This is a genomic window from Streptomyces parvus (assembly GCF_014648875.1).
GTDB classification, from domain to species: domain Bacteria; phylum Actinomycetota; class Actinomycetes; order Streptomycetales; family Streptomycetaceae; genus Streptomyces; species Streptomyces parvus.
Genome location: NZ_BMRY01000008.1, coordinates 228,396 through 254,903, shown reverse-complemented (window position 1 = coordinate 254,903; position 26,508 = coordinate 228,396). Strand labels below are relative to the sequence as shown.

General features: G+C 71.3%; 18 protein-coding genes, 1 tRNA gene and 2 pseudogenes. 17 read left to right on the top strand and 4 right to left on the bottom strand.

Features of this window, described 5'->3' with window-relative positions:
• Positions 1–40 precede the first annotated feature (40 nt).
• From IE140_RS24725 to IE140_RS24690, 8 genes are all read left to right on the top strand, one after another.
• On the top strand, positions 41–1,297 hold the full coding sequence (locus IE140_RS24725) for an inositol-3-phosphate synthase (protein ID WP_189460703.1): 1,257 nt from the start codon (positions 41–43) through the stop codon (positions 1,295–1,297).
• Positions 1,294–2,652, top strand: a complete 1,359-nt coding sequence (locus tag IE140_RS24720) for an SCO3242 family prenyltransferase (protein WP_150192993.1) — start codon at positions 1,294–1,296, stop codon at positions 2,650–2,652. The genes IE140_RS24725 and IE140_RS24720 overlap by 4 nt, the downstream gene beginning before the upstream one ends.
• Positions 2,649–3,521, top strand: a complete 873-nt coding sequence (locus tag IE140_RS24715; RefSeq protein WP_150192992.1) for a sugar phosphate isomerase/epimerase family protein — start codon at positions 2,649–2,651, stop codon at positions 3,519–3,521. The genes IE140_RS24720 and IE140_RS24715 overlap by 4 nt, the downstream gene beginning before the upstream one ends.
• Entirely contained in the window at positions 3,515–4,231 is a 717-nt protein-coding gene (locus tag IE140_RS24710; protein WP_229826895.1) for an EboA domain-containing protein, read from the top strand. Before IE140_RS24715 ends, IE140_RS24710 begins: the two co-directional genes overlap by 7 nt.
• On the top strand, positions 4,231–5,079 hold the full coding sequence (locus IE140_RS24705; RefSeq protein ID WP_093443099.1) for a TatD family hydrolase: 849 nt from the start codon (positions 4,231–4,233) through the stop codon (positions 5,077–5,079). Before IE140_RS24710 ends, IE140_RS24705 begins: the two co-directional genes overlap by 1 nt.
• Positions 5,080–5,086: 7 nt before the next feature.
• On the top strand, positions 5,087–6,262 hold the full coding sequence (gene eboE / locus IE140_RS24700) for a metabolite traffic protein EboE (protein WP_150192991.1): 1,176 nt from the start codon (positions 5,087–5,089) through the stop codon (positions 6,260–6,262).
• Entirely contained in the window at positions 6,259–7,677 is a 1,419-nt protein-coding gene (locus tag IE140_RS24695) for an alkaline phosphatase family protein (RefSeq protein ID WP_150192990.1), read from the top strand. The genes eboE and IE140_RS24695 overlap by 4 nt, the downstream gene beginning before the upstream one ends.
• A 78-nt stretch (positions 7,678–7,755) precedes the next feature.
• Positions 7,756–8,856, top strand: coding sequence for a sugar phosphate isomerase/epimerase family protein (locus IE140_RS24690; protein ID WP_150192989.1), 1,101 nt, complete (start codon positions 7,756–7,758; stop codon positions 8,854–8,856).
• Positions 8,857–8,922: 66 nt separating this feature from the next.
• Here IE140_RS24690 and IE140_RS24685 read toward each other — a convergent pair whose 3' ends face one another.
• Entirely contained in the window at positions 8,923–10,227 is a 1,305-nt protein-coding gene (locus tag IE140_RS24685; RefSeq protein WP_109180779.1) for a DUF2254 domain-containing protein, read from the bottom strand.
• A gap of 164 nt (positions 10,228–10,391) precedes the next feature.
• Between IE140_RS24685 and IE140_RS24680 the strand changes: the two genes are divergently transcribed.
• Together IE140_RS24680 and IE140_RS24675 are read left to right on the top strand one after the other, a co-directional pair.
• Positions 10,392–10,479 (top strand) — tRNA-Leu (locus IE140_RS24680).
• 806 nt (positions 10,480–11,285) lie between these two features.
• On the top strand, positions 11,286–13,211 hold the full coding sequence (locus IE140_RS24675; RefSeq protein WP_150192988.1) for a GmrSD restriction endonuclease domain-containing protein: 1,926 nt from the start codon (positions 11,286–11,288) through the stop codon (positions 13,209–13,211).
• A 1,503-nt stretch (positions 13,212–14,714) separates the two neighbouring features.
• On the opposite strand, the pseudogene IE140_RS36670 reads toward IE140_RS24675, so the two are convergent.
• Positions 14,715–14,906 (bottom strand): annotated as a pseudogene (locus IE140_RS36670) (hypothetical protein); the annotation flags it as partial.
• A 56-nt stretch (positions 14,907–14,962) separates the two neighbouring features.
• Here IE140_RS36670 and IE140_RS36665 point away from each other — a divergent pair.
• Together IE140_RS36665 and IE140_RS24660 are read left to right on the top strand one after the other, a co-directional pair.
• Positions 14,963–15,178: pseudogene (locus IE140_RS36665) on the top strand (hypothetical protein); the annotation flags it as partial.
• Between the two features lie 12 nt (positions 15,179–15,190).
• A complete protein-coding gene (locus tag IE140_RS24660) occupies positions 15,191–15,721 on the top strand; it encodes an Hsp70 family protein (RefSeq protein ID WP_150192987.1) in 531 nt (176 codons plus the stop codon).
• Between the two features lie 111 nt (positions 15,722–15,832).
• On the opposite strand, the gene IE140_RS24655 is transcribed toward IE140_RS24660, so the two are convergent.
• Both IE140_RS24655 and IE140_RS24650 read right to left on the bottom strand, forming a co-directional pair.
• A complete protein-coding gene (locus tag IE140_RS24655) occupies positions 15,833–16,192 on the bottom strand; it encodes a hypothetical protein (protein ID WP_078654661.1) in 360 nt (119 codons plus the stop codon).
• 152 nt (positions 16,193–16,344) lie between these two features.
• Positions 16,345–20,265 (bottom strand): DEAD/DEAH box helicase, encoded by a 3,921-nt coding sequence (locus IE140_RS24650; RefSeq protein WP_150192986.1) that lies wholly within the window; start codon positions 20,263–20,265, stop codon positions 16,345–16,347.
• A gap of 337 nt (positions 20,266–20,602) precedes the next feature.
• Here IE140_RS24650 and IE140_RS24645 point away from each other — a divergent pair, with 337 nt between their 5' ends.
• The 5 genes from IE140_RS24645 to rbsD are packed head-to-tail and all read left to right on the top strand — an operon-like array spanning position 20,603 to position 26,499.
• Positions 20,603–21,619 (top strand): LacI family DNA-binding transcriptional regulator, encoded by a 1,017-nt coding sequence (locus IE140_RS24645; protein WP_109180793.1) that lies wholly within the window; start codon positions 20,603–20,605, stop codon positions 21,617–21,619.
• Positions 21,616–23,187: a sugar ABC transporter ATP-binding protein gene (locus tag IE140_RS24640; RefSeq protein WP_150192985.1), complete on the top strand. Its 1,572-nt coding sequence runs from the start codon at positions 21,616–21,618 to the stop codon at positions 23,185–23,187. The genes IE140_RS24645 and IE140_RS24640 overlap by 4 nt, the downstream gene beginning before the upstream one ends.
• A complete protein-coding gene (locus IE140_RS24635) occupies positions 23,177–25,132 on the top strand; it encodes an ABC transporter permease/substrate-binding protein (protein ID WP_150192984.1) in 1,956 nt (651 codons plus the stop codon). Before IE140_RS24640 ends, IE140_RS24635 begins: the two co-directional genes overlap by 11 nt.
• Before the next feature lie 57 nt (positions 25,133–25,189).
• The gene (locus IE140_RS24630) at positions 25,190–26,113 is read left to right on the top strand and encodes a ribokinase (protein WP_150192983.1); all 924 of its coding nucleotides are present in this window, start codon (positions 25,190–25,192) and stop codon (positions 26,111–26,113) included.
• A complete protein-coding gene (gene rbsD / locus IE140_RS24625) occupies positions 26,110–26,499 on the top strand; it encodes a D-ribose pyranase (RefSeq protein WP_093812616.1) in 390 nt (129 codons plus the stop codon). The genes IE140_RS24630 and rbsD overlap by 4 nt, the downstream gene beginning before the upstream one ends.
• Positions 26,500–26,508: the final 9 nt, after the last annotated feature.

The following is a 26,508-nucleotide window of genomic DNA, read 5'->3' as shown; positions in this document are numbered from 1 at the left end:
GTCGTCCTCCACCCCGACCCATCCCCCAGGAGGCAGCCCCGTGACCGCACACGCCGATCGTGAAGGCCGAACCGACGCCCCAGGCCGCACCGACGCGCCGCTCACCTCCGGGGCCCCCGGCCTCGCGGGGACCCCGGGCCGTCCGGAGGCCCTGGGCCTGGCCGGTGCCGAGGACCGTGCGCAGGTCGCGGGCCGCACCGGCGTCTGGTTCATCGGAGCACGCGGCTCCGTGGCGACCACCGCCACCGCGGGCTGCGCCGCCATCGCCGCGGGCCTCCACCCGCCGACCGGCATGGTCACCGAGACGCCTCCCTTCGCCGACAGCGGACTGCCCGCTCTGACCGACCTGGTCTTCGGCGGCCACGACACCCTCGACTGCCCGCTGTCGAAGCGGGCCGAGGCGCTGGCCGACGGCGGCGTCCTCCCGCACGGGCTCCCCTCGGCCGTACGCGCCGAACTCGACGCCGCCGACGCCGAGATCCGCCCCGGCGGCCCCCTCCCCGGCGACACCCGCACCGACCAGGAACTCATCGCCGCGTTCGCCGCCGACCTCACCGACTTCGCCCACCGCCACGACCTGGCCCGCACCGTCGTGATCAACGTCGCCTCCACCGAACCCGCCCCAGGACCCGGCGACACCCGGCTGCCCGCCAGCTCCCTCTACGCGGCCGCCGCCCTGCGCGCCGGCTGCTCCTACGCCAACTTCACCCCGTCCACCGGGCTGCGCACCCCCGCGCTCACCGACACCGTCGCCGCCGCCGGACTTCCCCACGCCGGACGCGACGGCAAGACCGGCCAGACGCTGCTCCGCTCCGTGCTCGCCCCGATGTTCCTCCAACGTGCCCTCGCCGTACGGGCGTGGTCCGGGTCGAACCTCCTGGGCGGCGGGGACGGGGCGGCACTGGCCGATCCGGCGGCGGCCGCCGCCAAGAACGCGGGCAAGGAACGCGTCCTCGCCGACACCTTCGGCACCGCCCCCGAAGGCGAGGTGCACATCGACGACGTGCCCGCCATGGGCGACTGGAAGACCGCCTGGGACCACATCGCCTTCGACGGCTTCCTCGGCTCCCGCATGATCCTCCAGACCATCTGGCAGGGCTGCGACTCCGCCCTCGCCGCCCCGCTGGTCCTGGACCTGGCCCGGCTGCTCGCCCGTGCCCACGAGGCCGGGATCGGCGGCCCCCTGCCGGAGCTGGGTTTCTACTTCAAGGACCCGGACGGCGGCACATCGGCGGCACTCGCCGAGCAGTACGCCACCCTGCTCACCTTCGCCGAGCGACTGCGGGACCAGGCGTGAGGCGGCGGGGGCGAGCCGTTCCGGCGGCGCTGGTGGCGGCCCTGTCGCTGCTCCCGGCCGGGCGGCGGAACGGTTTCGCACACGGCGGCCCGCCGGCTGCCGTGACCGAGGACCGCCTGTCCGGTGCGGGTGGGACTGCGCCCGCACCGGACAGGCCCGGACCGCGCCCCACGGGCCGGACCGGAGAACGGGGCGCGGGCACCGGCGGGAGCCGCCCCCACGAGGCCCCCGGCCGTGGCGCCGACCGCGGCACGCCCCGGGAACGCCTGCGGGCCTGGGCCGAACTGCTGCGCGTCTCCGCCCTGTTCTCCGTGCCCGGGGACGCCCTCGCGGGCGCCGCGGCGGTGGGCCGCCGGCCCGGCCGGGGCACCGCCCTCGCGATCGGCGCGTCGCTCTGCCTGTACGAGGCCGGCATGGCCCTCAACGACTGGGCCGACCGCGACGAGGACGCCATCGACCGCCCGCACCGCCCGATCCCCTCCGGCCGCATCAGCCCGGCGGCGGCCCTGGGCGCGGCCGGGGTACTGACCGCCGCCGGCCTCGCCCTGGCGGCCCGGGCCGGCCGCCCCGCACTGACGGTCGCCACAGGCCTGGCCGCCACGGTCTGGGCGTACGACCTGCACCTGAAGCACACGAAGGCGGGCCCGGCGGCCATGGCGGCGGCCCGCTCGCTGGACCTCCTGCTGGGCGCGACGGCCACGGCCGATGTCGCGGTGCCGGGGACCGGTACGCCGGGTGGCGGAGGGCTGTCCGACAACGTTGCCGGGGTGACGGCGGCCGCAGCAGCGGCAGCGGTGCCGACGCCGGGCACGCTGACGGCATCCCTGCCCGCGCTGCCCGCCGCCCTGGTGCTCGGGGCACACACCTACGGCGTCACCGCCGTATCGCGCCACGAGGCGCAGGGCGGTTCCACGGGCGTCCCGCTCGCGGTGCTGGCCACCACGACGGCACTCGCGGCGGCGGTGCTGGGGGGTGGAGAACGTTCCAGCCGGGCCACCGACCGCAATGCGGTCCCACAGCCCGGCGGCACCCCGGGGCAGGACCTGTTCGGGCAAGACCTCTTCGGCCAGGGCATCCTCGGGCGGGGCCTCCCCGGCCGGGCCACCGACCCCCTCCGGCTCCTCGTCATCGGGCTCACCGGCGCCTACCTCCGTACCGCCGGACCACCCCTCCTGCACGCCACGCTGAACCCGTCGCCGCCCCTGACCCAGCGGGCGGTCGGCGGGGGCATCCGGGCCATGATCCCGCTCCAGGCCGCCCTCGCCGCCCGCGCCGGATCGCCCGTCACCGGTCTCGCCGTCATGGGGCTCGTCCCCCTCGCCCGCAGCCTCGCCCGGAAGGTGAGCCTCACATGACCCTCCACCTCGGATACGGCACCAACGGGCTCACCGACCTCCGCCTCGACGACGCCCTGGGCCTCCTCGCCGACCTCGGCTACGAGGGCGTCGGCCTGACCCTCGACCACATGCACCTGGACCCGATGGCCCCGGACCTCACCGAGCGCACCCGCCAGGTCCGCCGCAGGCTCACCTCCCTCGGGCTCCGGGTCACCGTGGAGACCGGCGCCCGCTATGTCCTCGACCCACGCCGCAAGCACGGTCCCTCTCTCCTCGACCCGGACCCCGACGCCCGGGCCGCCCGCACCGCGCTGCTGGTCCGCGCCGTCGACGTGGCGGCCGAACTCGGCGCGCACGCCGTCCACTGCTTCAGCGGCATCACCCCGCCCGGCACCTCGACGGACACCGCGTGGAAACGGCTCACCGAAGCGCTCACCCCCGTACTCGAAGCCGCCGACCGGTCCGGCATCCCCCTCGCGATCGAACCCGAACCCGGTCACCTCCTCGCCACCCTCGCCGACTTCCACCATCTGCGCGGCCTCCTGGGCGACCCGGGACCGCTCGGCCTCACCCTCGACATCGGCCACTGCCAGTGCCTGGAGGACGCCTCGCCCGTCGAGTGCATCAGGGACTCCGCCCCCTGGCTCCGGCACGTCCAGATCGAGGACATGAGGCGCGGAGTCCACGAACACCTGCCCTTCGGCGACGGGGAGATCGACTTCCCACCCGTGCTCGCCGCCCTGGCCGCCTCGGAGTACCGGGGCCTCACCGTCGTCGAACTGCCCCGCCACTCCCACGCCGGCCCCGAACTGGCCCGTACCTCGATCGCCTTCCTGCGCGACGCGGTGACGCGCGGTAGCACGCCGAAGGGAGCCGCCCCGTGCTGACGTCCCGCAACTCGCTCAAGTCCCGCAAGGAACTCGACGCCGAACTCGGCGGGGCCGCCCGCGCCTGGCTCGACGAGGCGCTCGCCGAAGCCGCCCACGACGCGGCCGACGCGACTGCCACGCCCGGCGCACCCCGCCCGGGGGCGAGCCCGTACGCCTCCCCGCCCTGGGAACTGCGCTACGCCGCCGCCGGTCGGCACTGCGGCCAGGAGAACGCCGACTCCGTACGCTCCCTCCTGCTCGTCGAGTCTCGCGCCTCACTGCCTTCCGTCACCCGGCTCTACGACCAGGGCACCGCCGCCGAACGCCGCGCCGTCCTGCTCACCCTGCACCTCCTCGACCTCGGCGACACCGCCCTCCCGCTCATCGAGGACGCCCTGCGCGCCAACGACACCCGGCTGGTCGCCGCGGCCGTCGGCCCCTACGCCGCCGACCACCTCGACCCGCACGCCTGGCGGCACGCCGTGCTGAAGTGCCTCTTCACCGAGGTGCCGGTCGCGGCTGTCGCCCGGCTCGGCGAACGTGCCCACGGCGACGCCGAACTCGCCCGCATGCTGAACGACTTCGCCGCCGAACGCACCGCGGCGGGCCGCCCCGTCCCCGAAGACCTGCGCACGGTCCTCGCCCTCACGGCTCCGGCCGGCGAGGGCGACCACCCGGCACGGCCGAACGCAGCTCCCGCAGCCCCCGCCCCCACGGAGGAGTCCTGATGCGCATCTTCGACCCCCACATCCACATGACCTCCCGCACCACGGACGACTACCGGGCGATGTACGACGCGGGCGTCCGCGCGCTCGTCGAACCCTCCTTCTGGCTCGGCCAGCCCCGTACCTCGCCCGCCAGCTTCTTCGACTACTTCGACGCGCTGCTCGGCTGGGAGCCCTTCCGCGCCTCCCAATACGGCATAGCCCACCACTGCACGCTCGCCCTCAACCCCAAGGAGGCGAACGACCCCCGCTGCACCCCCGTCCTGGACGCGCTGCCCCGCTATCTCGTGAAGGACTCCGTCGTCGCCGTCGGCGAGATCGGCTACGACTCCATGACCCCGGCCGAGGACCACGCGCTGGCCGCCCAGCTCCAGCTCGCCGCCGACCACGCTCTGCCCGCCCTCGTCCACACCCCGCACCGCGACAAGCTCGCCGGTCTCCACCGCACCATCGACGTCATCCGCGAATCGAACCTCCCCCCGGAGTTCGTCCTGCTCGACCACCTCAATGAGACAACCGTAGAGGCCGCCACCGACAGCGGCTGCTGGGCCGGGTTCTCCATCTACCCGGACACCAAGATGGACGAGGACCGCATGGTCACCATCCTCCAGAACCACGGCACCGAGAAGATCCTCGTCAACTCGGCCGCCGACTGGGGCAAGAGCGACCCACTCAAGACCCGCAAGGTCGCCGACGCCATGCTGAAGGCCGGGTTCACCGAGGACGACGTCGACCAGGTCCTGTGGCGCAACCCGGTCGCCTTCTACGGCCAGAGCGGCCGCCTCCAGCTGGACGTGCTCACCCCCGACCCGCTCCACGAGGGCAACTCCATCCTGCGCGGCGGGGAGTGAGGCGGCCATGCGCTTCCGCCACCCCGACGGCTCCACCGTCCACCTCGCCTACTGCACCAACGTCCACCCCGCCGAAACCCTCGACGGCGTCCGCGCCCAGCTCCGCGACCACTGCGAACCCGTCCGCCGCCGACTCGGCCGGGACCGGCTCGGCATCGGCCTCTGGCTCGCCCGGGACGCCGCCCGCACCCTGATCAACGACCCCGCCGAACTGCGCGCCCTGCGCTCCGAACTCGACAGCCGCGGCCTCGAAGTGGTCACCCTCAACGGTTTCCCGTACGAGGGGTTCGGCGCCGACGAGGTCAAATACCGGGTCTACCGGCCGGACTGGACCGAACCCGACCGCCTCTCCCACACCACCGACCTCGCCCGTCTGCTGGCCGCCCTGCTCCCCGACGACGCCACCGAGGGCACGATCTCCACCCTGCCCCTCGCCTGGCGCACCCCCTACGACGGCGACCCCGAGGCGGCCCGCACCGCGCGCTCCGCCCTCACCACCCTCGCCCAGCGCCTCGACGCCCTGGCCGAGATGACGGGCAAGTCCATCCGTATCGGCCTCGAACCGGAACCGGGCTGCACGGTCGAGACCACCGCCGACGCGATCGCCCCGCTCACCGACGTCGGCCACGACCGCATCGGCATCTGCGTCGACACCTGCCACCTCGCCACCTCCTTCGAGGACCCCGCGACCGCCCTCGACGCCCTGGCCGCCGCCGGCATCCGCATCGTCAAGTCCCAGCTCTCCGCCGCCCTGCACGCCGAGGACCCGCATCTGCCCGAGGTCCGCACCGCGCTCGCCGCGTTCGCCGAACCCCGCTTCCTGCACCAGACCCGCACCAGCACGGCGGCCGGACTGCGCGGCACCGACGACCTCGACGAGGCCGTCGCCGGCCGGGCGCTCCCGGACTCCACCCCCTGGCGCGCCCACTTCCACGTACCGCTGCACGCACCCCCGGCGCCCCCGCTGACCTCGACGCTGTCCGTGCTCCGGGACACGCTCGCCCGGCTCGTCGGCGGACCCGCGCCGCTGACCCGGCACCTGGAGGTGGAGACGTACACCTGGCAGGCGCTGCCGGCGGAGCTACGGCCCCGCACCCGCACCCAGCTCGCCGACGGCATCGCCGCCGAACTCACCCTCGCCCGCGACCTCCTGGTCGACCTCGGCCTCAAGGAACTGCCATGAGCGCGCCCGAACCCGGAACGGAATCCGCACAGGGGACCGGTGGCCCCACCCCCCTCCTCGTCCTCGACGTCGTCGGCCTCACCCCCCAGCTGCTGGCCCACATGCCGAACCTCCGGGCCCTGGGGGAGCGGGGTGCACAGGCACCGCTGTCCACGGTGCTGCCGGCCGTCACCTGCGCCGCCCAGTCCACCTTCCTCACCGGTGCGATGCCCGCCGAACACGGCATCGTCGCCAACGGCTGGTACTTCCGCGAACTCGGCGACGTCCTTCTCTGGCGGCAGCACAACGGGCTCGTCGAGGGCGACAGACTCTGGGACGCCGCCCGTCGCGCCCACCCCGGCTACACGGTCGCCAACATCTGCTGGTGGTACGCGATGGGCGCCGACACCGACTGGACCGTCACCCCGCGCCCCGTCTACTACGCCGACGGCCGCAAGGAACCCGACTGCTACACCCGGCCGCCCGCCCTGCACGACGAACTGACCGACAAACTCGGCACGTTCCCCCTCTTCCACTTCTGGGGCCCCGGCGCCGACCTCGTCTCCTCCCAGTGGATCATCGACGCCACCCGGCACATCATCGCCACCCGCACCCCCGACCTCGCCCTCTGCTATCTGCCCCACCTCGACTACGACCTCCAGCGCTTCGGCCCCGACGACCCCCGATCCCACCGGGCCGCCGCCGACCTGGACCGGGCGATCGCCCCGCTGCTGGCCGACGCCCGGGCCGAAGGCCGTACGGTCGTCGCGCTCTCCGAATACGGCATCACCCGCGTGAACCGCCCGGTCGACATCAACCGGGCCCTGCGCCGGGCGGGCCTGCTGGAGGTCCACACCCAGGACGGCATGGAATACCTGGACCCGATGGCCTCCCGTGCGTTCGCCGTCGCCGACCACCAGCTCGCCCACATCTACGTACGCCGTCCCGAGGACCTGGAGGAGACCCGGGCCGCCCTCGCGGACCTGCCCGGCATCGAGCAGCTCCTCGACGACGAGGGCAAGAAGGAGCACCACCTGGACCACCCCCGCTCCGGCGAACTGGTCGCCGTCGCGGAGAAGGACGCCTGGTTCACGTACTACTACTGGCTCGACGACGCGCGCGCCCCCGACTTCGCCCAGCTCGTCGAGATCCACCGCAAACCCGGCTACGACCCCGTCGAGCTCTTCATGGACCCCGAGGACCCCTACGTCCGGGTCAAGGCCGTCTCGGCGGTCGCCCGCAAGAAGCTCGGCATGCGCTACCGCATGGCGGTCGTCCCGCTGGACCCCTCACCCATTCGCGGCAGCCACGGCCGCCTCCCCGAGAGCGACGACGAAGGTCCGCTCATCCTCTGCTCCACCCCCCACGCGTTCACCGACCGGGTCAGGGCCACCGAAGTGAAGTCCCTGCTCCTCCAGCTTGCCGGACTGCACTGACAGATCCCGGTCACGCACCCCGGCACCGCACGCACCGCACCACTCACCCCGTCAGGCCAGCAAGGGAGACATCCGAACATGAGCCGCACCTCCAAGGACACCGAACTCGCCCGCAGACTGAGCCGCCGCAACATCCTCGGTGTCGCCGCAGGAGCCACCGCCGCCACGATCATCGGCACGGCGAGCGCCCAGGCAGCCGACCGGGGCCAGGGCCACGGGAACGGCCACGGGCACGGTCATGGCCACGGTCATGGCCACGGCCATGGGCACGGCCACGGCAAGGGCGAGCCCGTCCTGCCCCCCGGCCGCCTCGGCATCCAGCTCTACAGCCTCCGCGACCAGATCTCCACGCTGGGCTTCGCACCGGTCTTCGCCGAACTGGAGAAGTACGGCTACGACGAGATCGAACTCGCGGGCTACACCCAGGGCTCGGCCGGCCCCATCACGCTGGACCGGCTCAAGCGGCTGGCCCGGGACCACGGCCTCAACCCGATCGGCAGCCACGTCGGCTACTACGACGACAACAACCCCGCCGCGTACACCTTCGCCCAGAACCTGGAGAAGGTCCTCGACGACGCCCAGGCGCTCGGCCTCAAGCACATCGGCACGGCCTCGGGCCCGTTCCGCTACGGCTCCACGGTGGACGGCTGGAAGCGGGCGGCCGACGACTTCAACAAGTACGGCGCCGCCGCCCGCAAGCGGGGCATGAAGTTCTACCAGCACAACCACGCCGAGGAGTTCTCCTTCGCGACCGACAAGCCGAACGTGCGCCTCTACGACGTCCTGCTCGCCGAGACCGACCCGGACCTCGTCTACCTGGAGATGGACATCTACTGGGCGTACTGCGCCCAGTTCCGCTTCAGCAAGCGCGTGGACGGCACCGCGGCCCCGCTCGACCCGCTGAAGTACGTCCTGAAGTACCCGAACCGCTACCCGCTCTTCCATGTCAAGGACGGGGTCCGCGACGAGACGACCCGCGACGGCTACCGCATGTCGGACGTGGGCGACGGGGACATCGACTACAAGACGTTCCTGTCCAAGGTCACCAAGCGCACCCACCACGGCCGGAGCTACCACCACTGGCAGGCCGAGCACGACAACCCGGTGGACTCGCTCGCCTTCGCCCGCAAGTCGAGCGAGCACCTGCACTCGCTGCGTGAGGGCCGCTGCGGCGACTGACGCGCCAGGCCCGGCCCGCCGGAGGGATCCCGGCGGGCCGGGCCGCCCCGCCCCGTGCCTACGGTCCTACCCGATGCCCTGCCGGTCCGGAAGCAGGGCGAACGCGCGGTCGGCGGCCACCGGAACGGCCCGCTCCATGGTCTGGACGAGCAGCTCACGATGGCGGGCCGGCGATTTCCTCCGGTCCTCGGGAACGATCAGCAACAGATCGTCGAGTCCCGCCATGAGCCGCCGCGAGACCTGAGGGCTGCCGGCGACACACCAGCGGATCTCCTCGAAGGCGAGGTCCACCAGGTCGTCCCAGCCCGGACCGTCCTGCACGAGCCGCACCCGCCCGGCCCGGTCCCGGTGGTACACGGTGCCGAGCGGCAGACGCGCCACGGCCGCGAGGAACTGCACGATCCGGTCCAGGCACTGCACAGCGGTGGTCGGATCGTTCACGGACGTGGAGAGCGCCCGCAGCGCGATGTCCGCGAGCTGACGCAGCCCGAACGCCAGATCCTGGTGCAGTGTGCGCTCCACCGAGACGGAGACGGCGGACCGCAGCCGGAGCCGGGGCGGCACGGCCCCGCCGTGAACGGCGAGCATCGGCGTCCCCGGCACGACGAAGTCCCCGATCCGGGGGATCACCCGCAACACCACGCCCTGCCGCCGCGCGGCCCGGACCAGCCGCGCCGTGTTCACGTCCCGCAGCACCCCGGCCCGCCCCTCGTACACGACGCGCGCCGTCTCGGGCCCCACCTCGTCGTCCCCCCGCGGCCCCCGAGGCATCCTGCCGAGGACCCGGAACGAGTCCCGCGCGATCCGGTCGACGACCGGCCCCACCTGCATCAGCCGCAGCGTCGAGCTCACGTAGACGACGAAGAGCAGCAGGCTCATCCCGACGAGCACCAGGATCAGCAGGCTCTGCACCAGCGGGACCGACACCACCCGGCGCGGGTCCGTCTCGCTCTCGTACGAGGAGAGCACCAGCAGCGACACGAGGAACGTCGCCAGGAACACCGTCATCGTGAGCTTGCTGATCCGGCTCCTGACGAAGATCCGCACCACGCGGGGGGTGAGCTGACCGCTGGCCATCTGCACCGCGACCAGCGAGATGCTGAACACGACACCGATGAACGTCATCATCGCCGAGCTGACCGTGGTCACCACGGTCTTCGTGTCCTGGGAGAACCCGATGAGATCCCCCAGCTCGTCGTACGCCTCCTCCCGCTGGAACAGCCGGACGATCGCGTCGTCGAGTTCGGCGGCGACGAACCACAGCACGAACACGCAGACGAACCCCATGGTCGGGGCGAACCAGAACGTGTCGCGCAGATGCTCGCGCAGAGGGGACAGCGGGCGGGGCCGGCGGTAGCCGCGATCACTCATGAACGCGAAGGTAGCCCCGCGACCCCCACGGACCGGGGAGGCCGACCGCCCACCGGCCCGCCGCACCGCACTGACCACCGGATATGCGGGTGAAGGGCACGCCGAACCCCTGGTATTGTTTTCCATGTCGCCGCGGGGAACACACCGCGAACGACAGACACCTTGTCCGGGTGGCGGAATGGCAGACGCGCTAGCTTGAGGTGCTAGTGCCCTTTATCGGGCGTGGGGGTTCAAGTCCCCCCTCGGACACCAGTGCGGGACCTTAGCGAGATCGTCCTGAAGCGTTCACGAATTACCGGTCGAGTCATGTGACTCACCGGTAATTCGGCGTTTCTGGGGCCTCGAGCCTCATGATCGGCTCGATGAGGAGGTGAGGCGGTGGCGGTCCAGGTACTGAGCCTCTCACCTGCGGAAACAGGACATGCCTGCGCGACGGCCGGTAGCCGTGGCGCAGGCATGTGGGGTTTTCAGGGGCGGAGCGCGGCGGAGGTGTGTCACGCGCGTGGCGGAGGCTCGACCTGCTCGGTCGGAAGCGGTCGCGCCAGGGGCGGGTCGGAGGGCTCACCGGGTTGGGTTGCGGCGCTCTGACACCTCCCGGTTGCCCTCCCACCTCGCCGCTGCCGCGCTGACGGTCCACATCGCGCCCGGGCGGGCCTGCGAGAAGGCCGCGGGGACCGGGAATGAAGGGCCGGTGCCTCGCATGCAAGTGGCCGCGGGTTGCCGCCACGCAGGACCGTGAGCGGTAGTGCCGCGATCGCGGGTACTGCGGTTGCGATCGAGCGGTTCCGGGCTTTCTCGCACGTCACTATGACCGCGCACAGGCACCGATCTCCTCGTACGCGGCACCGCCGTCCACCAACTCACGCACCTGCTCGACCCGGTCGTCGCGTTCAGCCTCCTCCATCTCCGCCGCGCGGACGCGTGGCCCGAAACCGTGCAGGGCCGAGCGGGGTACGCGACGCCCCTGGCAGGCGAAGGTGGTTTCGCTCGGCCGCAGTTGGCCCTTCTCGGCAGTTGATAGCGTGTGTGTGGCGGAGCACACACAGGCTGGGGGCAGCATGGGGCTGGCAAACCAAAGGATCGCTTCTCAAATCGAGGACCTGCTGCAGGGCAAGGTCGTCATCCCCTCCATCCAGCGCGACTTCGTCTGGATGAGGCCCGACGTACGCGATCTCTTCGACTCCCTCTACCGCGGCTACCCCGTCGGTGCCCTGCTGTTGTGGAAGACCAATCTGACCGTCCCCTTCAAGACGGCTGCTGTCGTCCAGGCCGACAAGTCGGCGCACCAGCCTCTCTACCTCCTGGACGGGCAACAGCGGTTGACCTCCCTGGCCTGGGTGTACCGGCCGGAGTCAAAGGCGGACGGCCGACTGATCGACCTGCGCTTCGATGTGCGCACCGAGGAGTTCGTCAACCCGAGCGCGATCCAGAGCAAGGACCCGCTCCTGTTCCGTGTTTCCACCTTGCTGCAGGAGAACGTGCAGTACCACGAGGTGCTCAGAGCGGCCGGGGTCGATTACTCCGCCCCGCAGTTCGGCGCATGGATGCAGCGCTTGCAGAAGGTGCACGACATCCGTAAGCAGGAGATCGCCGTCATCACCTACGAGTCCGACGACTACGAGGAAGTCGCCGAACTTTTCGCCCGGTTGAACAAGGGCGGTCGAAGGCTGTCCAAGGGTGACCTCGTCTACAGCGCCATCGCGGCGCGGTGGTCCGACGGCCTGGACACCATGGACGCCTTCCACCAGGAGCTGCAGGACAGCAACTTCGCCCTGAACAGGGAAGCCGTGCTGCGTCTCACGAGCCTCCTCGCGGGAACGGGCGCTCATCACATCAAGCTCATCGGGGCGGACATGGACGAAGCCGCGCTGAAGGAGGCCTGGCACGCCACCGAGAGGGCGCTGCGCTTCGCCATCGACTTCCTGAAGGGCGAGTGCGCGATCCCCCGGTCCGAGGTCCTCTCGTCACCGAACGTCACCATCGTGCCCGCCCTGCTGCTGCACCACCGGGACGGCAAGCTGCGTCCGGGGGAGGCTCAGCTACTGCGTCGCTGGGTGTACACGGCGATGGCGTTCAGTCACTACTCGCTGCAGGTCGAGGGCAAACTCGACTCGGAGGCAAGGCTGATCAAATCGCGTGAGGGAGAGGGCCTGTTCGCCGAACTCATTCGCCGGGCCTCCGGCACCCGGTCCCGGGACAGCGCCCTCCACCCGAGGGACCTGGAGCAGAAGTACTCCACGCACCCCTTCTTCAAACTGCTCTATATCGCCGCGTTGCGGGGCACGGCGCGGGACTGGGCGACCAACATCGCCATCAGCGACCAGCCGATGAACAGCGGCGCCAAGATCGAATTCCATCACGTCTTCCCGCGCGCCCGAGTCCAGGGGACATACGCGAAAGAGGAGTGGAACAGCCTCGCCAACCTTGCCTTCGTCACCGGTCAGACGAACAAGATGATCTCCTCCGGTCTGCCCGTCGACTACATGGCGGGGATCGCGCCGGAGCGCCTGGCCGAACAGTGGATCCCCGGCGACCCAGAGCTGCGGTCCCTGGACCGCTTCCCCGACTTCCTGGCCGCACGCCGGAGTCTGCTGGCCAACGTCCTCAACGAGTTGCTCGGTCTTCCCAGCTACGACGCACAGGTCATCCCCCGGGACATCGACGAGCTGCCTGGCGACGAGCAGCTGATCGTGGAGGGCCCGACCGCACCCACGCTCGTCGGGGCAGAGATCCAAGAACTTCGCACGAAGCGCGGTGTCGAAATCCACGCGGTCTACGAAGGCCAGCGCGTCGACGCCTACTACGATCCCCTGTCGCGCGTCGTGAGGATCCCCTCCGGTCCGGGACGAGGCGAGTACGAGACTCCCAGCGGGGCGGCGGTCGCCGTGGTCCACGCCCTGAACCCGCACGTAAATCCGAATCGGAACGGATGGAACTTCTGGACCGTCACTGCAACGGAACGGTTGTTGCAGAGCATTCGGTAGTGAACGGCACCTCCATTCTCCTACCTACGTCGGGCCTCCGCGCTCGTGAGGTTTGACGTAGGTGTGTCCCTTCGGCAGCTGATGGGTCCCGGTCAGTCCGGCGCTGCGGTGAGCTTCGGCGTACGCGGCCTGGGCCGTAACGCTGGCCTGCTTGCCCAGGTGCTCGATCTTCATCAGGTGCCCCGCGACGCCGTGCTGTGAAGAGGCGCTCGGCAGGTGTACGACCCGCTGGTTCTTCGGCTTGGGCAATACGAAGGGCGTGTAGCAGACGAGGCGGACCGTTCTCTCGCCCGGACGGGCCGGAAAGTGAAGAACGCCGTCGGCCGCACAGCTTCCTGTTTCCCAGGTGAGGCGGCTTCGGTTGATGAGCCCGTTCACCGAAGCGCGGATCGCGTCGCTCGAGTACTGGTGGGACGTGCCACGGCTTCGAACGCCGCGGATCAGGTTCTCCACCGGCAGAAGCGCGCTGCCCAACTCGTCGAGATAGCCGAGTTTGCGGATTGTCTCCTGCACCAGCACATCGAGCGAGACACCGATGCCCGCTGGGCTGTGGGCCAGGCTCATCGGGAGTTCACGGGCGATGATGCGGGGGTCGTACGCGTAAGAGAACCGTTTCGACCCGATGAAGACGGGACGTTCCAGTGGGGTGAGAGACAGACGCAGCCGGCTGCGGTCCAGTTTGGCCGTGATCCGCGTGCCGGGCAGGAGTTCCGCGCCCTGCCAGCGGATCCCTCGGAGGTGCTCTTTGGTGACCTTCTTGCGGAGCGAATCCAATAACACTGTCGGGAAGCCCCCGCCGTGGTCAAGGTGCACGACTTTGGCCGTCCGGATCCGACGTGCGGCCTGCGAGGGGAGCGGACACTGCCCGTGCTCCACGTGATGTCGGCGGATCACGAACGTCCACTGTAGTTCGGAGGCCGTCTCGACTACGTCATGGGGTTGGCCCGGGTCCGGTTGCCGGATCAGTACCGTCTGGTCGGGCCTGGAGGTTGCTGCACCTTTTGCACCGTCAGGAGCCGAGGCAGTGCCGACGACCGGGGCATGAGGCTCATGCGTACTGGCCACGTTGGTGAGTCTATGAAGGTGGCAGTCCGCGCAGTGGGCGAGTTTCCGGCCCGCACTCGTGGTCTTGATGGCGACCACCGTGTCCGTGGTTGCCCTGCCGCATTGATGGCACGAGAACGAAATCGGTGCGGAAAGCTTCTGCAAGGTCCAGCGGACATGAGTACGTGTGCTCTGCAAGATCTCTGCACCCTGGAAGTGCGTTTCCTGAGCACTCACGATCGGCCCCCTTGCCGCGCGAACTCCGCCGTGCCCCGCCTTGCCCCTCCGGTCGCGACGGTGCGCCACGTCAGCGTCGGCGGCGGAGGCGCCACGGGTGGCGATCGCCTTGTTCCATGTCCGTGTCCTGTGCGGGACACGAAGCTCTGACGAAGAGTCTGCCTGACCCATGCCGGCAGAACCAGACAGTGAGGAACTCGCTCTGCACTCCTGCCTCCACCCAAACGGACTGGGCTTGCCCGGCCAGCAGACGTACAGGCTGTCGCGGGCCCTTGTGCAGGCGACGAACAGCAGGCAGCGCTCCGACAGCATGTCCGTCTCGTGTTGCTTGGAGTCCACCTCGGGCGGTGTGACCGCCTTCGGGAACGGCAGCGCGTCCTCGGTGACGCCGATGACCGCGACGCAGCGGAACTGACGGACGGCAACATCGACGGCCTCGGGGTCGCAGCCCAGCTTGAAGAACACCACGTCTGGGTCGGCTCGGAGAAATTCCGCAGCGCGGTCGCGGCGGCCTCCCTCTTCAGCCGGATGAAGGAAGGCGTCTCCGCCCAGCTGCTCGACCTGACCGACTCTTCGGCTGGGGCGGCAGCACCATCGACGTCACCGTCCTCGAATACGGCGACGGCCTCTTCGAAGAGCAGACCTCCCGTGGCATCACTGCCCTCGGAGGCCTGGAGTTCGACAACGCGCTGGCCAAGATGATCGGCGGGGCCTCGCAGATCCCCCAGGCGCGTCATGCCTTGGGCGAGCTCCTCGGCCACGATCGCATCGTCGACAGCGGCCCGTGTCGGCCCATGACCGCCGTCGCCCGAGGCGCACTCATTTGTGCGGCCTCCCTCGACGGCGAACTCGGCGACGACAGAGACTTCTCCTTGGGCACCAGCTACGACCTGGGCACGGCTGTGAGCGCGGGCGAACGGGAGGGCTTCGGCGCCATCATCCGACGCAATGCCACGCTTCCGGCGGAGGGTTCGGCCGACTTCTACCCGCACGCGCCGGGTGCTCTCTTCGTTCGGGTGCCGGTGATCGAGGGCGAGGTCGGCTACTCCGCAGACAGCGACCGTGCCTTCCCCCTGCCCAACGCTGAATCAGCCGGCACCCGCCCCGCACCGATCGACACGTCTGTGCGTGTGGTGGAGGTGCATCCGGCCGTAACGGGCAACGGCGAGTTGCGGGGCGTGGTGACGCGGCCTTGCCGGACGATCAGCCGGCTCGGTGGTACTCATTGATCAGTCCGACGACGGCTTGCCGGTGTTCGATCCACTTCGCATGGGGTCTTCTGCTTTGCCGGACCGGTGGCATGCCCCGGTGGGCAGAGTCCGGATGCGCTGCGGAGCCGATCACCCGATGGAGAACCACGCAGCCGCCGCCAGGACCAGGGGAACCGGACAGGCCAGCGCTCCCAGCAGGAGACTGCGCGCGTCACCGGACATACGCCGCACCGCCGGTGCCCGGCAGACCGCGACGAACATGCCCGCGCCGACGCACAGGACCGCGAAGCAGCACAGCAGAAGGCCGCCGACCGGCGCACCGGCCGCCGCTCCCCACAGCGCTGTCATCCCGACCAGGAAGCACAGCCAGGAGACGGACAGCGACGTGAGCAGCCACAGCACCGCGGACAGCAGCACCACACCGGGGCGGCGAGGCGGAGGTGTGATGCGGGCCGGTCCGTAGAGCGCGTCATAGGTGCGAGAATCCATGCCCTGATCCTCACCGGTTCGCCGCCGCCGGACATGAGACGGATGACTCAACCGAGCGTGGCCCCGTACTCACTCCAATGACGAGGACGCCGTCCCCGAGCTGCCGACGACCGGTGAGCGGGCCCGCGCTCCGAGCGAGGCTCCGGTGCCGGTCATTCGCCGTCCGGTGGCCAGGCCGCCCGGTCACGATGGTGGTCGAACTCCGCCAGTTCGGCGGCGAGGACGTTGAAATGGGGGAGAGTGGCCCACAAGCTGCGCTCCCCGACGACGTAGAGGCGGCGCTTGGCGCGGCTCGCGGCGACGTTGAGCAGATGCGGTGTGCCGGCCGCCCACTCGCGGGCTCCGGGGCGCCCTCCGCCGAGCACGAGGACGACCACGTCGGCTTCCTTGCCCTGCGCACGGTGGACGGTGGCGCAGCGTTCCTCCAGGAGGTCCGCGGTCCAGCCCGCACGGCCGCGGCAGACCTTCTTGCACTCGGCGACGAGCGCCCGGAACGGAGCGATGACGCGAATGCGTTCGACACCGACGCCGTGCCGCTCCAGGAGATCGAGGACGAACTCGAAGGCACGGCGATCGCGCTCGCCCCATGGGGCGTCGGCCGGGCGGGTGGGGTCGTCGGTGTTGAGCCAGCGGCTGGGCAGCAGCCCATCGCGCTCCCTGTCGGGGAACGCCTGTGGGGCGGTGCCGTGGACCATGAGGCCGTCGTAGGCGACGGCATTGCTGACGGTGAACATCGGGTCCTCGCATCGGCGGTGGACGCGCAGAGGTGATCCCACCCAGACATGCTCGTCGCTGCCCGGGGCCGGCAGGTAGGTGCCGTAGCGGTTGGTCCGATCGGCCACGGCCTGGGCGGACGTGGCCGAGGGCAGCCACCGTTCGTCGACGCCGTAGGCGCGCAGCAGCCGCCGCTGCAGAGCCGCGGGCATGGTGACGACAGGCTCCAGTTGGAGGGGGTCGCCGACCAGAACGGCTCGGCGGGCACGCCACAGTGCCCCGACGGCGGCCTGCGGCGTCGCCTGCCCGGCTTCGTCGACGAGCAGCCAGCCGATCGACTCCCGGCCGAGGCGGGCGAACATGCTGCCGACGGACGAGAACGTGGTGGAGACGACGGGCACCAGGAGGAAGAGGGTCTGCCAGGCATGCTCGACCTCCTCGTCGGGGAGCGGCCCGTTGGTGCCCGCCATCAGCTCCACCAGGACCTGGAGATTTCCACGGACCTTCTTGGCTGCCCCGGCGACGAAGGCGCGGTGCAGGTCGAGGGCGCGCAGGAACAGGTCGCTGCGTGCGGTGGACCAGGCCTCGTCGGACCAGGGGGAGCCGAGTTCCTGAGCCGATTCGTCGAGGTGCTGCCAGCCGAGCGGCAGCGAGGGCAGCAGGCCGGCCGCCTGCTGCAGCGTCTGGTGCTGTCCGTCGAGCTCGGCGATGGCGGCCCGCACGTCGTGGCGCGCCGCTTCGGCGGCCCGCCGGGCACGCCGTACGGCGGTGTCCGCCGCGGCCTGCCGGGAGCGCGTGGCTTCTTGACGCGCGCGGGCGGCGGTGAGGCGCGCGGCGGCCTCGTCGACGGCGGTGGCGGCCTGGGCGTTCCGGTCTTCGGCAAGGGCCTCGGCGCGAACAGCCGAGGAGATCTCTGCCAGGGAGTCGTCGAGGGCGATGCGCTGCTGGACGAGCAACTGTGCGATCTCGGCCTGGGTATGCTCCTGCTGCCACTGGGCGGCCTGCCGGTCGGCCGAGCTCTGGAGCAGGCGCCGCAGTCCTCCGCGCAGGCCCCTCTCGACGACAGGCGGAGCGTCCCGGCGGGCAGTGAGCGCGGTGACGTAGTCGCGGTGATACGTGGCCATTTCACGGGCGGCGGAGAGGTCGGCACGGGCAGTGGCCAGCTCCTGCCGGGCCCGTGGCACGTGCGCGGTGGCCGCCCGGTGCAGGGCCTCCGCCCCGGCGGCGGCGCTCCGGGCTCCGTCGGCGGCGGTGATGGCCCGTTCGAAGGCAGTCGTAGAGGCAGTGACCTCTTGGTCCGCGCGGCGCACGGCGGCTTCCAGGTCCGCGATCCGCTGGCCGGCCGACGGGGATTCGACGGCCGCCAGCGCCGAGGCCAGCCGGGCGCGCTCGGTGCGCAGACGCTCGACCTCGGCCTGGGCGGCGCGGAACGCGGCGACGGCGGCAGCCCACGACGGTACGGGCTCGGTGGGTCCGGCCGGCCCGGTCCGATCCGCCGGGGCCGGGGCACGCCGACCGCCGGGCGGAGTCCGCGGCGGGATCCAGTCGGTCAGGACGGCCTGCATGCCGCGCAGAGGAGGCTGTCCTGCCTCGGACCGGGCTTCGGCCTCCTTCTCGGGGAGTCGGCCCCACCAGAAGCGTTCGCTGAACTCCTTGCGGTTGGTCTTGTTCCCGAGCACCGCTGCCACCAGCCCCCACGCGCGGCCGCCGAGGAGGGCGGAGGCGAGGTCGGAGAAGTGACCGGGGCCGTCGCGCCAGTGCTCACCGAGCGCGTCGATGCCGGGCAATTCGGCCGTGATGTTCTCGACCGCGCCGTTGTTGGAGGAGGCGACCACGATCTCGAAACCGGTCAGCCGGGGGTCGAGCCGCGCGACGAACCGCGCGTGTTTGCCCTGCCGGTCCTTCCCCCGCCACGCCGGACCGGTGAATGCCTGTCCGGGACGGTCGAACGTGGCCAGCACCGCTGCCCGCTCGACGACCAGAGCGGCGACCAGGTCACGCAGCATTGTCGTCTTGCCGGTGCCGGGAGGGCCGTTCACGGAGAACATGCCACCCTCGGTGCCCGCCCGGTCGGCCAGCATCCGGTCTACCGCGAACTGCTGGCTCAGGGCGAGCGGGTATTGCGCCGGTGAGGGCCACCGCCCCGACGGAACCAACTCCGGACCGACCCCGGCCAGCACGGCTCCGCGCTCCCGGCGCACATCCGTCCGCTTCCGGACGGAAACAGCATCGTGCTCGGTCAGATACGCCTCCAGAGCAGGTCCGATTCCCTTCCCGGCGGCCTCGGCCACCCGGGCGAGATCAGGAGGGAGCAGGCTGTTCAGGAAGGGCGCCACGGCGGACTTCGTCCGGGGGTCCTTGGGCCGGTAGACCAACGTGCTCCGCACCCGGATCACCTCCGGCCGCAGTCGGTCCCGCACTCCGCACAGATCGGCGATCTGCGCGGTCAGGGCGACGAGATCGGCCAGCCCGAGCGCGCGGCGACCGGAGCTGTCCTCGTCCCGCTCCGACGGTTCCGCCGAGCCGCCCGACGCCCGCTCCGGAACACCGTTGCCACCTTCCGGACCTTCGTGGTCCCTCTGACTCTCGACGAGCTTGCGGGACGCCACCCAGTCCGCGGCGCGACGTACCAGGGGTTCGGCCGCGCCCTGCAGAGCGAGCCCGACGACCTCCCCGAACAGCGCCTCGACCGCGCCGACGGCGGCGCCGCCCAGAATCTCACCGACCAGCCGTTGCCAGCTCCCACTGTCGGCCCCGGCCCCGGCTTCCGGCCCAGGTCCGGAGCGGGGCCGCTGCTCGTCCGTCGTGCCGGGGCGGGCGGCGGAGCCATAGGGAATCGTGGTAGCCGTCAGCTCGTCGATCGCCGCGCCGAACGCGTCGTCGAGATCCTCGAAGCCGTCCAGCCACCCCGGTGTCGAAGGTCCCGGATCGAAGAGACGACCGGTCGCCCAGGCGCAGGCGGAAATCACCGACGTTTCCTCGACCGGACGCCCCTCATCGTCCAGGACCAGGGCGAACATCGCGCTCTGGCCCGACAGCTTCAGCTCGGACTGTGGCACCCCGGGATCCGGATCGGTCCCCGCAGGCAGTACCGAGACCATCGCCTGACGGAGCAGCTCCAGATCGAAGACCCCGCAGTAGATCTCGTGCCGCCACATCCGGCCGCGCGGTGCCCGGCGTGCGGCCGTCTCCGGATGATCGGCGTCCCACGGCAGGCGCGACGGCAGGCGTCCCGGCTGCGGCGTCAGGTCGACGATGTACTCGTCCCGGGGCCCGGACCGTGCGGCGGAGCGCCGTCGGCGCGCCGCCGGGATGCTCGGTGGACCGAACAGCTCGATCGCGCGCCAACACTCCAGCAATGCTCCCCGGTGGTGACCCCGGCCCCGTTCGCTCCGCAACCCGCCCCGCCCCTGTCACACCCGCGGCACCCGTCCGCTTCCGTTACTGATCAGCTGCCCGTCGAATCTACCGGCCCCAACAGGTCGAGCCGCAGCGGAACCGGTGACCTACGAACCGGAAGCTGACCGCCCCCTCCCGTCACGATCCGGTCTCGGCCACGGGAGGGGGTCTTGCTTTCGGCCATGTAATCGATTCCAATCATCCGTGTAATCGATTCCACGGCGTCGTGAACCGGTCCACCACCGGTCGGTCACCGGGTTTCGAGGTGTACGGAAACCACAAGGAGGTGGTCCGGACATGGCGAGCATCAAGGATGTCGCGGCCGAGGCGGGAGTGTCCGTCGCCACGGTCTCGCGCGTGCTGAACAGCCATCCGTCCGTCAGCGCAGAGGCGCGCACCCGTGTCCTCGCCGCCGTCGAGGCGCTCGGCTACCGGCCCAACGCGGTGGCCCGCTCGCTGCGCACCGCCCAGACCCGCACCCTCGGCCTGGTCATCAGTGATGTGCTCAACCCGTACTTCACCGAGCTGGCCCGCTTCGTCGAGGAAGAGGCCCGCGCGCTCGGCTACAGCGTCATCATCGGCAACGCCGACGAGCGGCCCGAGCTCCAGGACCACCACATCCGCACGCTCATCGACCGCAGGATCGACGGGCTCCTCGTCTCGCCCGCCGACGGCGGCTCCCCGCTGATGCGGGACGTCGCCCTGGGCGGTACGCCGATGGTCTTCGTCGACCGCTGGATCCCCGGCATCGACGTGCCCGTCGTCCGGGCCGACGGTACGGGCGCGGTCAAGGATCTCGTCGCCCATCTGCACGGACTCGGTCACCGCAGGCTCGCCATCATCGCCGGGCCCGCCGCCACCACCACCGGCAACGAGCGGGTCGAAGCGTTCCGGGAGGCCCTGCGGGGGCTCGGGCTCGCCCTGCCCGACGCCTACATCGGGCAGGGCGACTTCCAGGCCGCCAGCGGACGCCGGGCCACCGAGCGGTTCCTCGCCCTGGCCGAACCGCCCGAGGTCGTGTTCGCCGCCGACAACCTCATGGCACTCGGCGCCCTCGACGCGATCCGGGCGCGCGGCCTGCGGGTCCCCGACGACATCGCGCTCGCCGCCTTCGACGACATCCCGTGGTTCGTCCACACCGATCCGCCGATCACCGCCATCGCCCAGCCCACCGCCGACCTGGCACGGGCCGCCGTGCGCGCGCTGGCCGACCTGATCGAAGGACGGACCCCGCAGTCCGTCACCCTGCCCGCCCGCCTCGTCGTACGCCGCTCGTCCGGCGGGGCCGCAACGAACCAGAGGAGCGACCGGTGACCGCACCGGAGGAGCAACCCACCACCGCGCCCGACGAGTTGCTGCGCATCGAGGGTCTGCGCAAGACCTTCCCCGGCGTCGTGGCGCTCGACAACGTCGACTTCGACCTCCGCAGAGGCGAAGTGCACGTCCTGCTCGGTGAGAACGGCGCGGGCAAGAGCACCCTCATCAAGATGCTCTCCGGCGCCTACCGCCCCGACCACGGCCGCATCCTCGCCGAGGGCCGCGAGGTCCGCATCGACGGCGCCCAGGACGCCGAACGGCTCGGGATCGCCACCATCTACCAGGAGTTCAACCTCGTCCCCGATCTGACGGTGGCCGAGAACATCTATCTCGGCCGCCAGCCGCGCCGCTACGGGCTCGTCGACCACCGGCGGATGCGCCAGGACGCGGCAGAGCTGCTGCGCCGGGTAGGCGTCGACGTGCGCCCCGACGCCAAGGTCCGGGAACTGGGCATCGCCCGGCTCCAGATGGTGGAGATCGCCAAGGCGCTCAGCCTGGACGCCCGCGTCCTCATCATGGACGAGCCGACCGCCGTCCTCACCTCCGAAGAGGTCGACAAGCTCTTCGCGATCGTCCGCCAACTCCGCGAGGACGGCGTCGGGATCGTCTTCATCACCCACCACCTGGAAGAGATCGCCGCACTCGGCGACCGCGTCACCGTCCTCCGCGACGGCCGCAGCATCGACCAGGTCCCCGCCTCCACCCCGGAGGACGAACTCGTCCAGCTCATGGTCGGCCGCAGCATCGAGCAGCAGTACCCGCGCGAACGCCCCGACACCGGCGACGCGTTGCTGTCCGTGCGGGGGCTGACCCGTGACGGTGTCTTCCACGACATCAGCTTCGACGTGCACGCCGGCGAGGTCGTCGGCCTCGCCGGACTCGTCGGCGCCGGGCGTACGGAGGTGGCGCGCGCGGTCTTCGGCGCGGACCCGTACGACGCCGGCACCGTCGACGTACGCGGCGAACGCCTCGCCCGGCACGACGTCCCCGCCGCCATGAGCGCCGGGATAGGCCTCGTACCCGAGGACCGCAAGGGCCAGGGGCTGGTGCTCGACGCCTCCGTGCAGGAGAACCTGGGCCTGGTCACCCTGCGGTCCGCCACCCGCTCCGGGCTCGTCGACCTCAAGGGCCAGCGCACCGCCGCCGCCCGCATCGCGAAGCAGCTCGGCGTCCGCATGTCCGGCATCGGCCAGCACGTGCGCACGCTGTCCGGCGGCAACCAGCAGAAGGTCGTCATCGGCAAATGGCTGCTGGCCGACACCCGGGTCCTCATCCTCGACGAGCCCACCCGGGGCATCGACGTCGGCGCCAAGGTCGAGATCTACCAGCTCATCAACGAACTGACCGCCTCCGGCCACGCCGTCCTGATGATCTCCAGCGATCTGCCCGAGGTGCTCGGCATGAGCGACCGCGTCCTCGTGATGGCGCAGGGCCGGATCGCCGGGGAACTCCCCGCCGAGGAAGCCACCCAGGACGCGGTGATGGCCCTCGCGGTCTCCACCCCGACGCCGCCCCACGCACACCCCGCACCGAAGAACGAAGAGGAGGGCCCCCGTGGCCACTGAGACACTCAAGAGCGACACGGGCGCAGGGGGCACCTCCGTGATACGCCGCGTCCTGCTCGACAACGGAGCGCTGAGCGCCCTCGTCGTCCTCGTGGTGGCGATGTCGCTGCTCTCCGGAGACTTCCTCACCACCCAGAACCTGCTGAACGTCGGCGTCCAGGCGGCCGTCACCGCCATCCTCGCGTTCGGCGTCACCTTCGTCATCGTCTCGGCGGGCATCGACCTGTCCGTCGGCTCGGTGGCCGCCCTGTCCGCGACGGTCCTCGCCTGGTCGGCGACCTCGGCGGGCGTACCCGTCGTCCTGGCCGTCGTCCTCGCGATCGTCACCGGCATCGCCTGCGGCTTCGTGAACGGCGCCCTGATCTCGTACGGCAAACTCCCGCCGTTCATCGCCACGCTGGCGATGCTCTCGATCGCCCGAGGTCTCTCGCTCGTCATCTCGCAGGGCAGCCCGATCGCCTTCCCCGACTCCGTCTCGCGGCTCGGTGACACGCTCGGCGGCTGGCTCCCCGTACCCGTCCTCGTGATGATCGCGATGGGCCTGGTCACCGCGCTGATCCTCGGCCGCACCTTCATCGGCCGCTCGATGTACGCCATCGGCGGCAACGAGGAGGCGGCCCGGCTCTCCGGTCTCCGCGTCAAGCGCCAGAAGATCGTCATCTACGCCCTGTCCGGCCTCTTCGCCGCCGTCGCGGGCATCGTCCTGGCCTCGCGTCTCGTCTCCGCGCAGCCGCAGGCCGCCCAGGGGTACGAACTCGACGCCATCGCCGCCGTCGTCATCGGCGGGGCGAGCCTGGCCGGCGGCGTCGGCAAGGCGTCCGGCACCCTGATCGGCGCGCTGATCCTCGCCGTCCTCCGCAACGGCCTCAACCTCCTCTCCGTGTCGGCGTTCTGGCAGCAGGTCGTCATCGGCGTCGTCATCGCGCTGGCCGTCCTGCTCGACACCCTGCGCCGCAAGGCCGGTTCGGGGGCGGCCTCCTCGGCCGGTACGGCACCCGGCGCACCGGGGTCGGGCCGCAGGGGAGCACTCAAGTTCGCCGGGGCGGCCCTCGCCGTCGCCCTGGTCGTCGGCGCCGTCTCCTACTTCAACTCCGGTTCGTCCGGCTCCACGAAGAAGATCGGCATGTCCCTCTCCACGCTCAACAACCCCTTCTTCGTGCAGATGAAGGAAGGCGCACAGGCGGAAGCGGAGAAGGCGGGCATCGACCTCACCGTCACCGACGCCCAGAACGACGCCTCCCAGCAGGCCAACCAACTCCAGAACTTCACCAGTTCGGGAGTCTCCTCGATCATCGTCAACCCGGTGGACTCGGATGCCGTCGGACCGGGCGTCCGCAGCGCCAACAAGGCGGACATCCCCGTGATCGCCGCCGACCGGGGCGTCAACAAGGCAGACACCGCCACCCTCGTCGCCTCCGACAACGTGGCGGGCGGCAAGCTCGCCGCCGACGCGCTGGCCGACAAGCTCGGCGGCAAGGGCAGCATCGTCATCCTCCAGGGCACGGCGGGCACCTCCGCCAGCCGCGAGCGCGGGGCCGGATTCGCCGAGGGGCTGAAGGCGTACCCGGACATCAAGGTGGTCGCCAAGCAGCCCGCGGACTTCGACCGCACCAAGGGCCTGGACGTCATGACGAACCTGATCCAGTCGCACCCCGGCGTCACCGGCGTCTTCGCCGAGAACGACGAGATGGCGCTCGGCGCGGCCAAGGCGCTCGGCAGCAAGGCCGGGAAGTCCGTCTCGGTCGTCGGTTTCGACGGCACCCCGGACGGCCTCAAGGCGGTCGAGGCCGGCACGCTCTACGCGTCGGTCGCCCAACAGCCCGCCGAACTCGGGAAGATCGCGGTGCGGAACGCGGTCAAGGCAGCGAAGGACGAGAAGGTCGCGAGCACGGTGAAGGTGCCGGTCAAGGTGGTCACCAGGGAGAATGTCGCCGACTTCTCCTGAACCCACTCCGCGCACCGGCTTGTTGATCCCGGACCGACGAAAGCAGGAAGCACGCCCATGCACGACAACGCCCCCGACGACCGGTACGACCTGCTGGTCGTCGGGTCGGCCAACGCCGACCTGGTGATCGGCGTCGAGCGCCGCCCCGCCCCCGGCGAGACGGTCCTCGGCTCCGACCTGGCCGTCCACCCCGGCGGCAAGGGCGCCAACCAGTCTCTGGCCGCCGCCCGCCTGGGCGCCAGGACGGCCCTGCTCGCCCGGGTGGGCGACGACGACCACGGGCGCCTGCTGCTGGAGACCCAGCGCGCGGCGGGCGTGGACACGGACGGCGTCCTGACCGGCGGAGCCCCGACCGGAGTCGCGCTGATCACCGTCGACCCCTCGGGCGACAACAGCATCGTGGTGTCGCCGGGGGCCAACGGACGCCTCACACCCGAGGACGTCCGGGCGGCGGCCCCGCTGCTGGCCGCCGCCCGGGTCATCTCCGTACAGCTGGAGATCCCGCTCGACACGGTGGCCGAGACGGTACGCGGCCGGGGGCCTGACACCCGGCTCGTCCTCAACCCGTCGCCGCCCGCCCCGCTCCCCGGGGAGGTGCTCGCCGCCTGCGATCCGCTGGTGGTCAACGAGCACGAGGCGCGGTACATCCTGGGCGAGGACGCGGGGGAGGGGCCGCACGACTGGGCCCCGGCCCTGCTCGCGCTCGGCCCCCGCTCGGTCGTGATCACCCTGGGCGCCGCCGGGGCCCTGGTCGCGGACAGCCGTACGGGCTCCCTGGACCACCTCGTCAGCCCGAAGGTCGAGGCCGTCGACACGACCGGCGCCGGGGACGCGTTCACGGCGGCCCTGGCCTGGCGCCTCGGCCGGGGCGACGATCTGCGGGAGGCGGCGGCCTTCGCCGTCCGGGTGGGCGCTGCGGCGGTCACGGCACGAGGGGCGCAGGAGTCGTTCCCGACGCTGGAGGAGGTCGACGCGCTGTGAAGAAGTCGGGCATCCTCAACCGCCACCTGGCGGGCGCGATAGCCGAACTCGGCCACGGCGACACCGTCCTGGTCTGCGACGCCGGCATGCCGATACCGTCCGGCCCCCGCGTCGTCGACCTGGCCTTCCGTGCGGGCACCCCGTCGTTCGCCGAGGTACTGGACGGTCTGCTCGACGAACTGGTCGTCGAGGGCGCGACGGCCGCCGAGGAGATCCGCGACGCCAACCCGGCGGCCGCGGCGCTCCTGGACACCCACTTCCCCTGGCTGGAGTCCGTCCCGCACGACGACCTGAAGGCGCTGACGGCGACGGCCCGCCTGGTGGTCCGTACGGGGGAGGCGCGGCCGTACGCGAACGTGCTGCTGCGGTGCGGGGTGTTCTTCTGACGGGCGCCC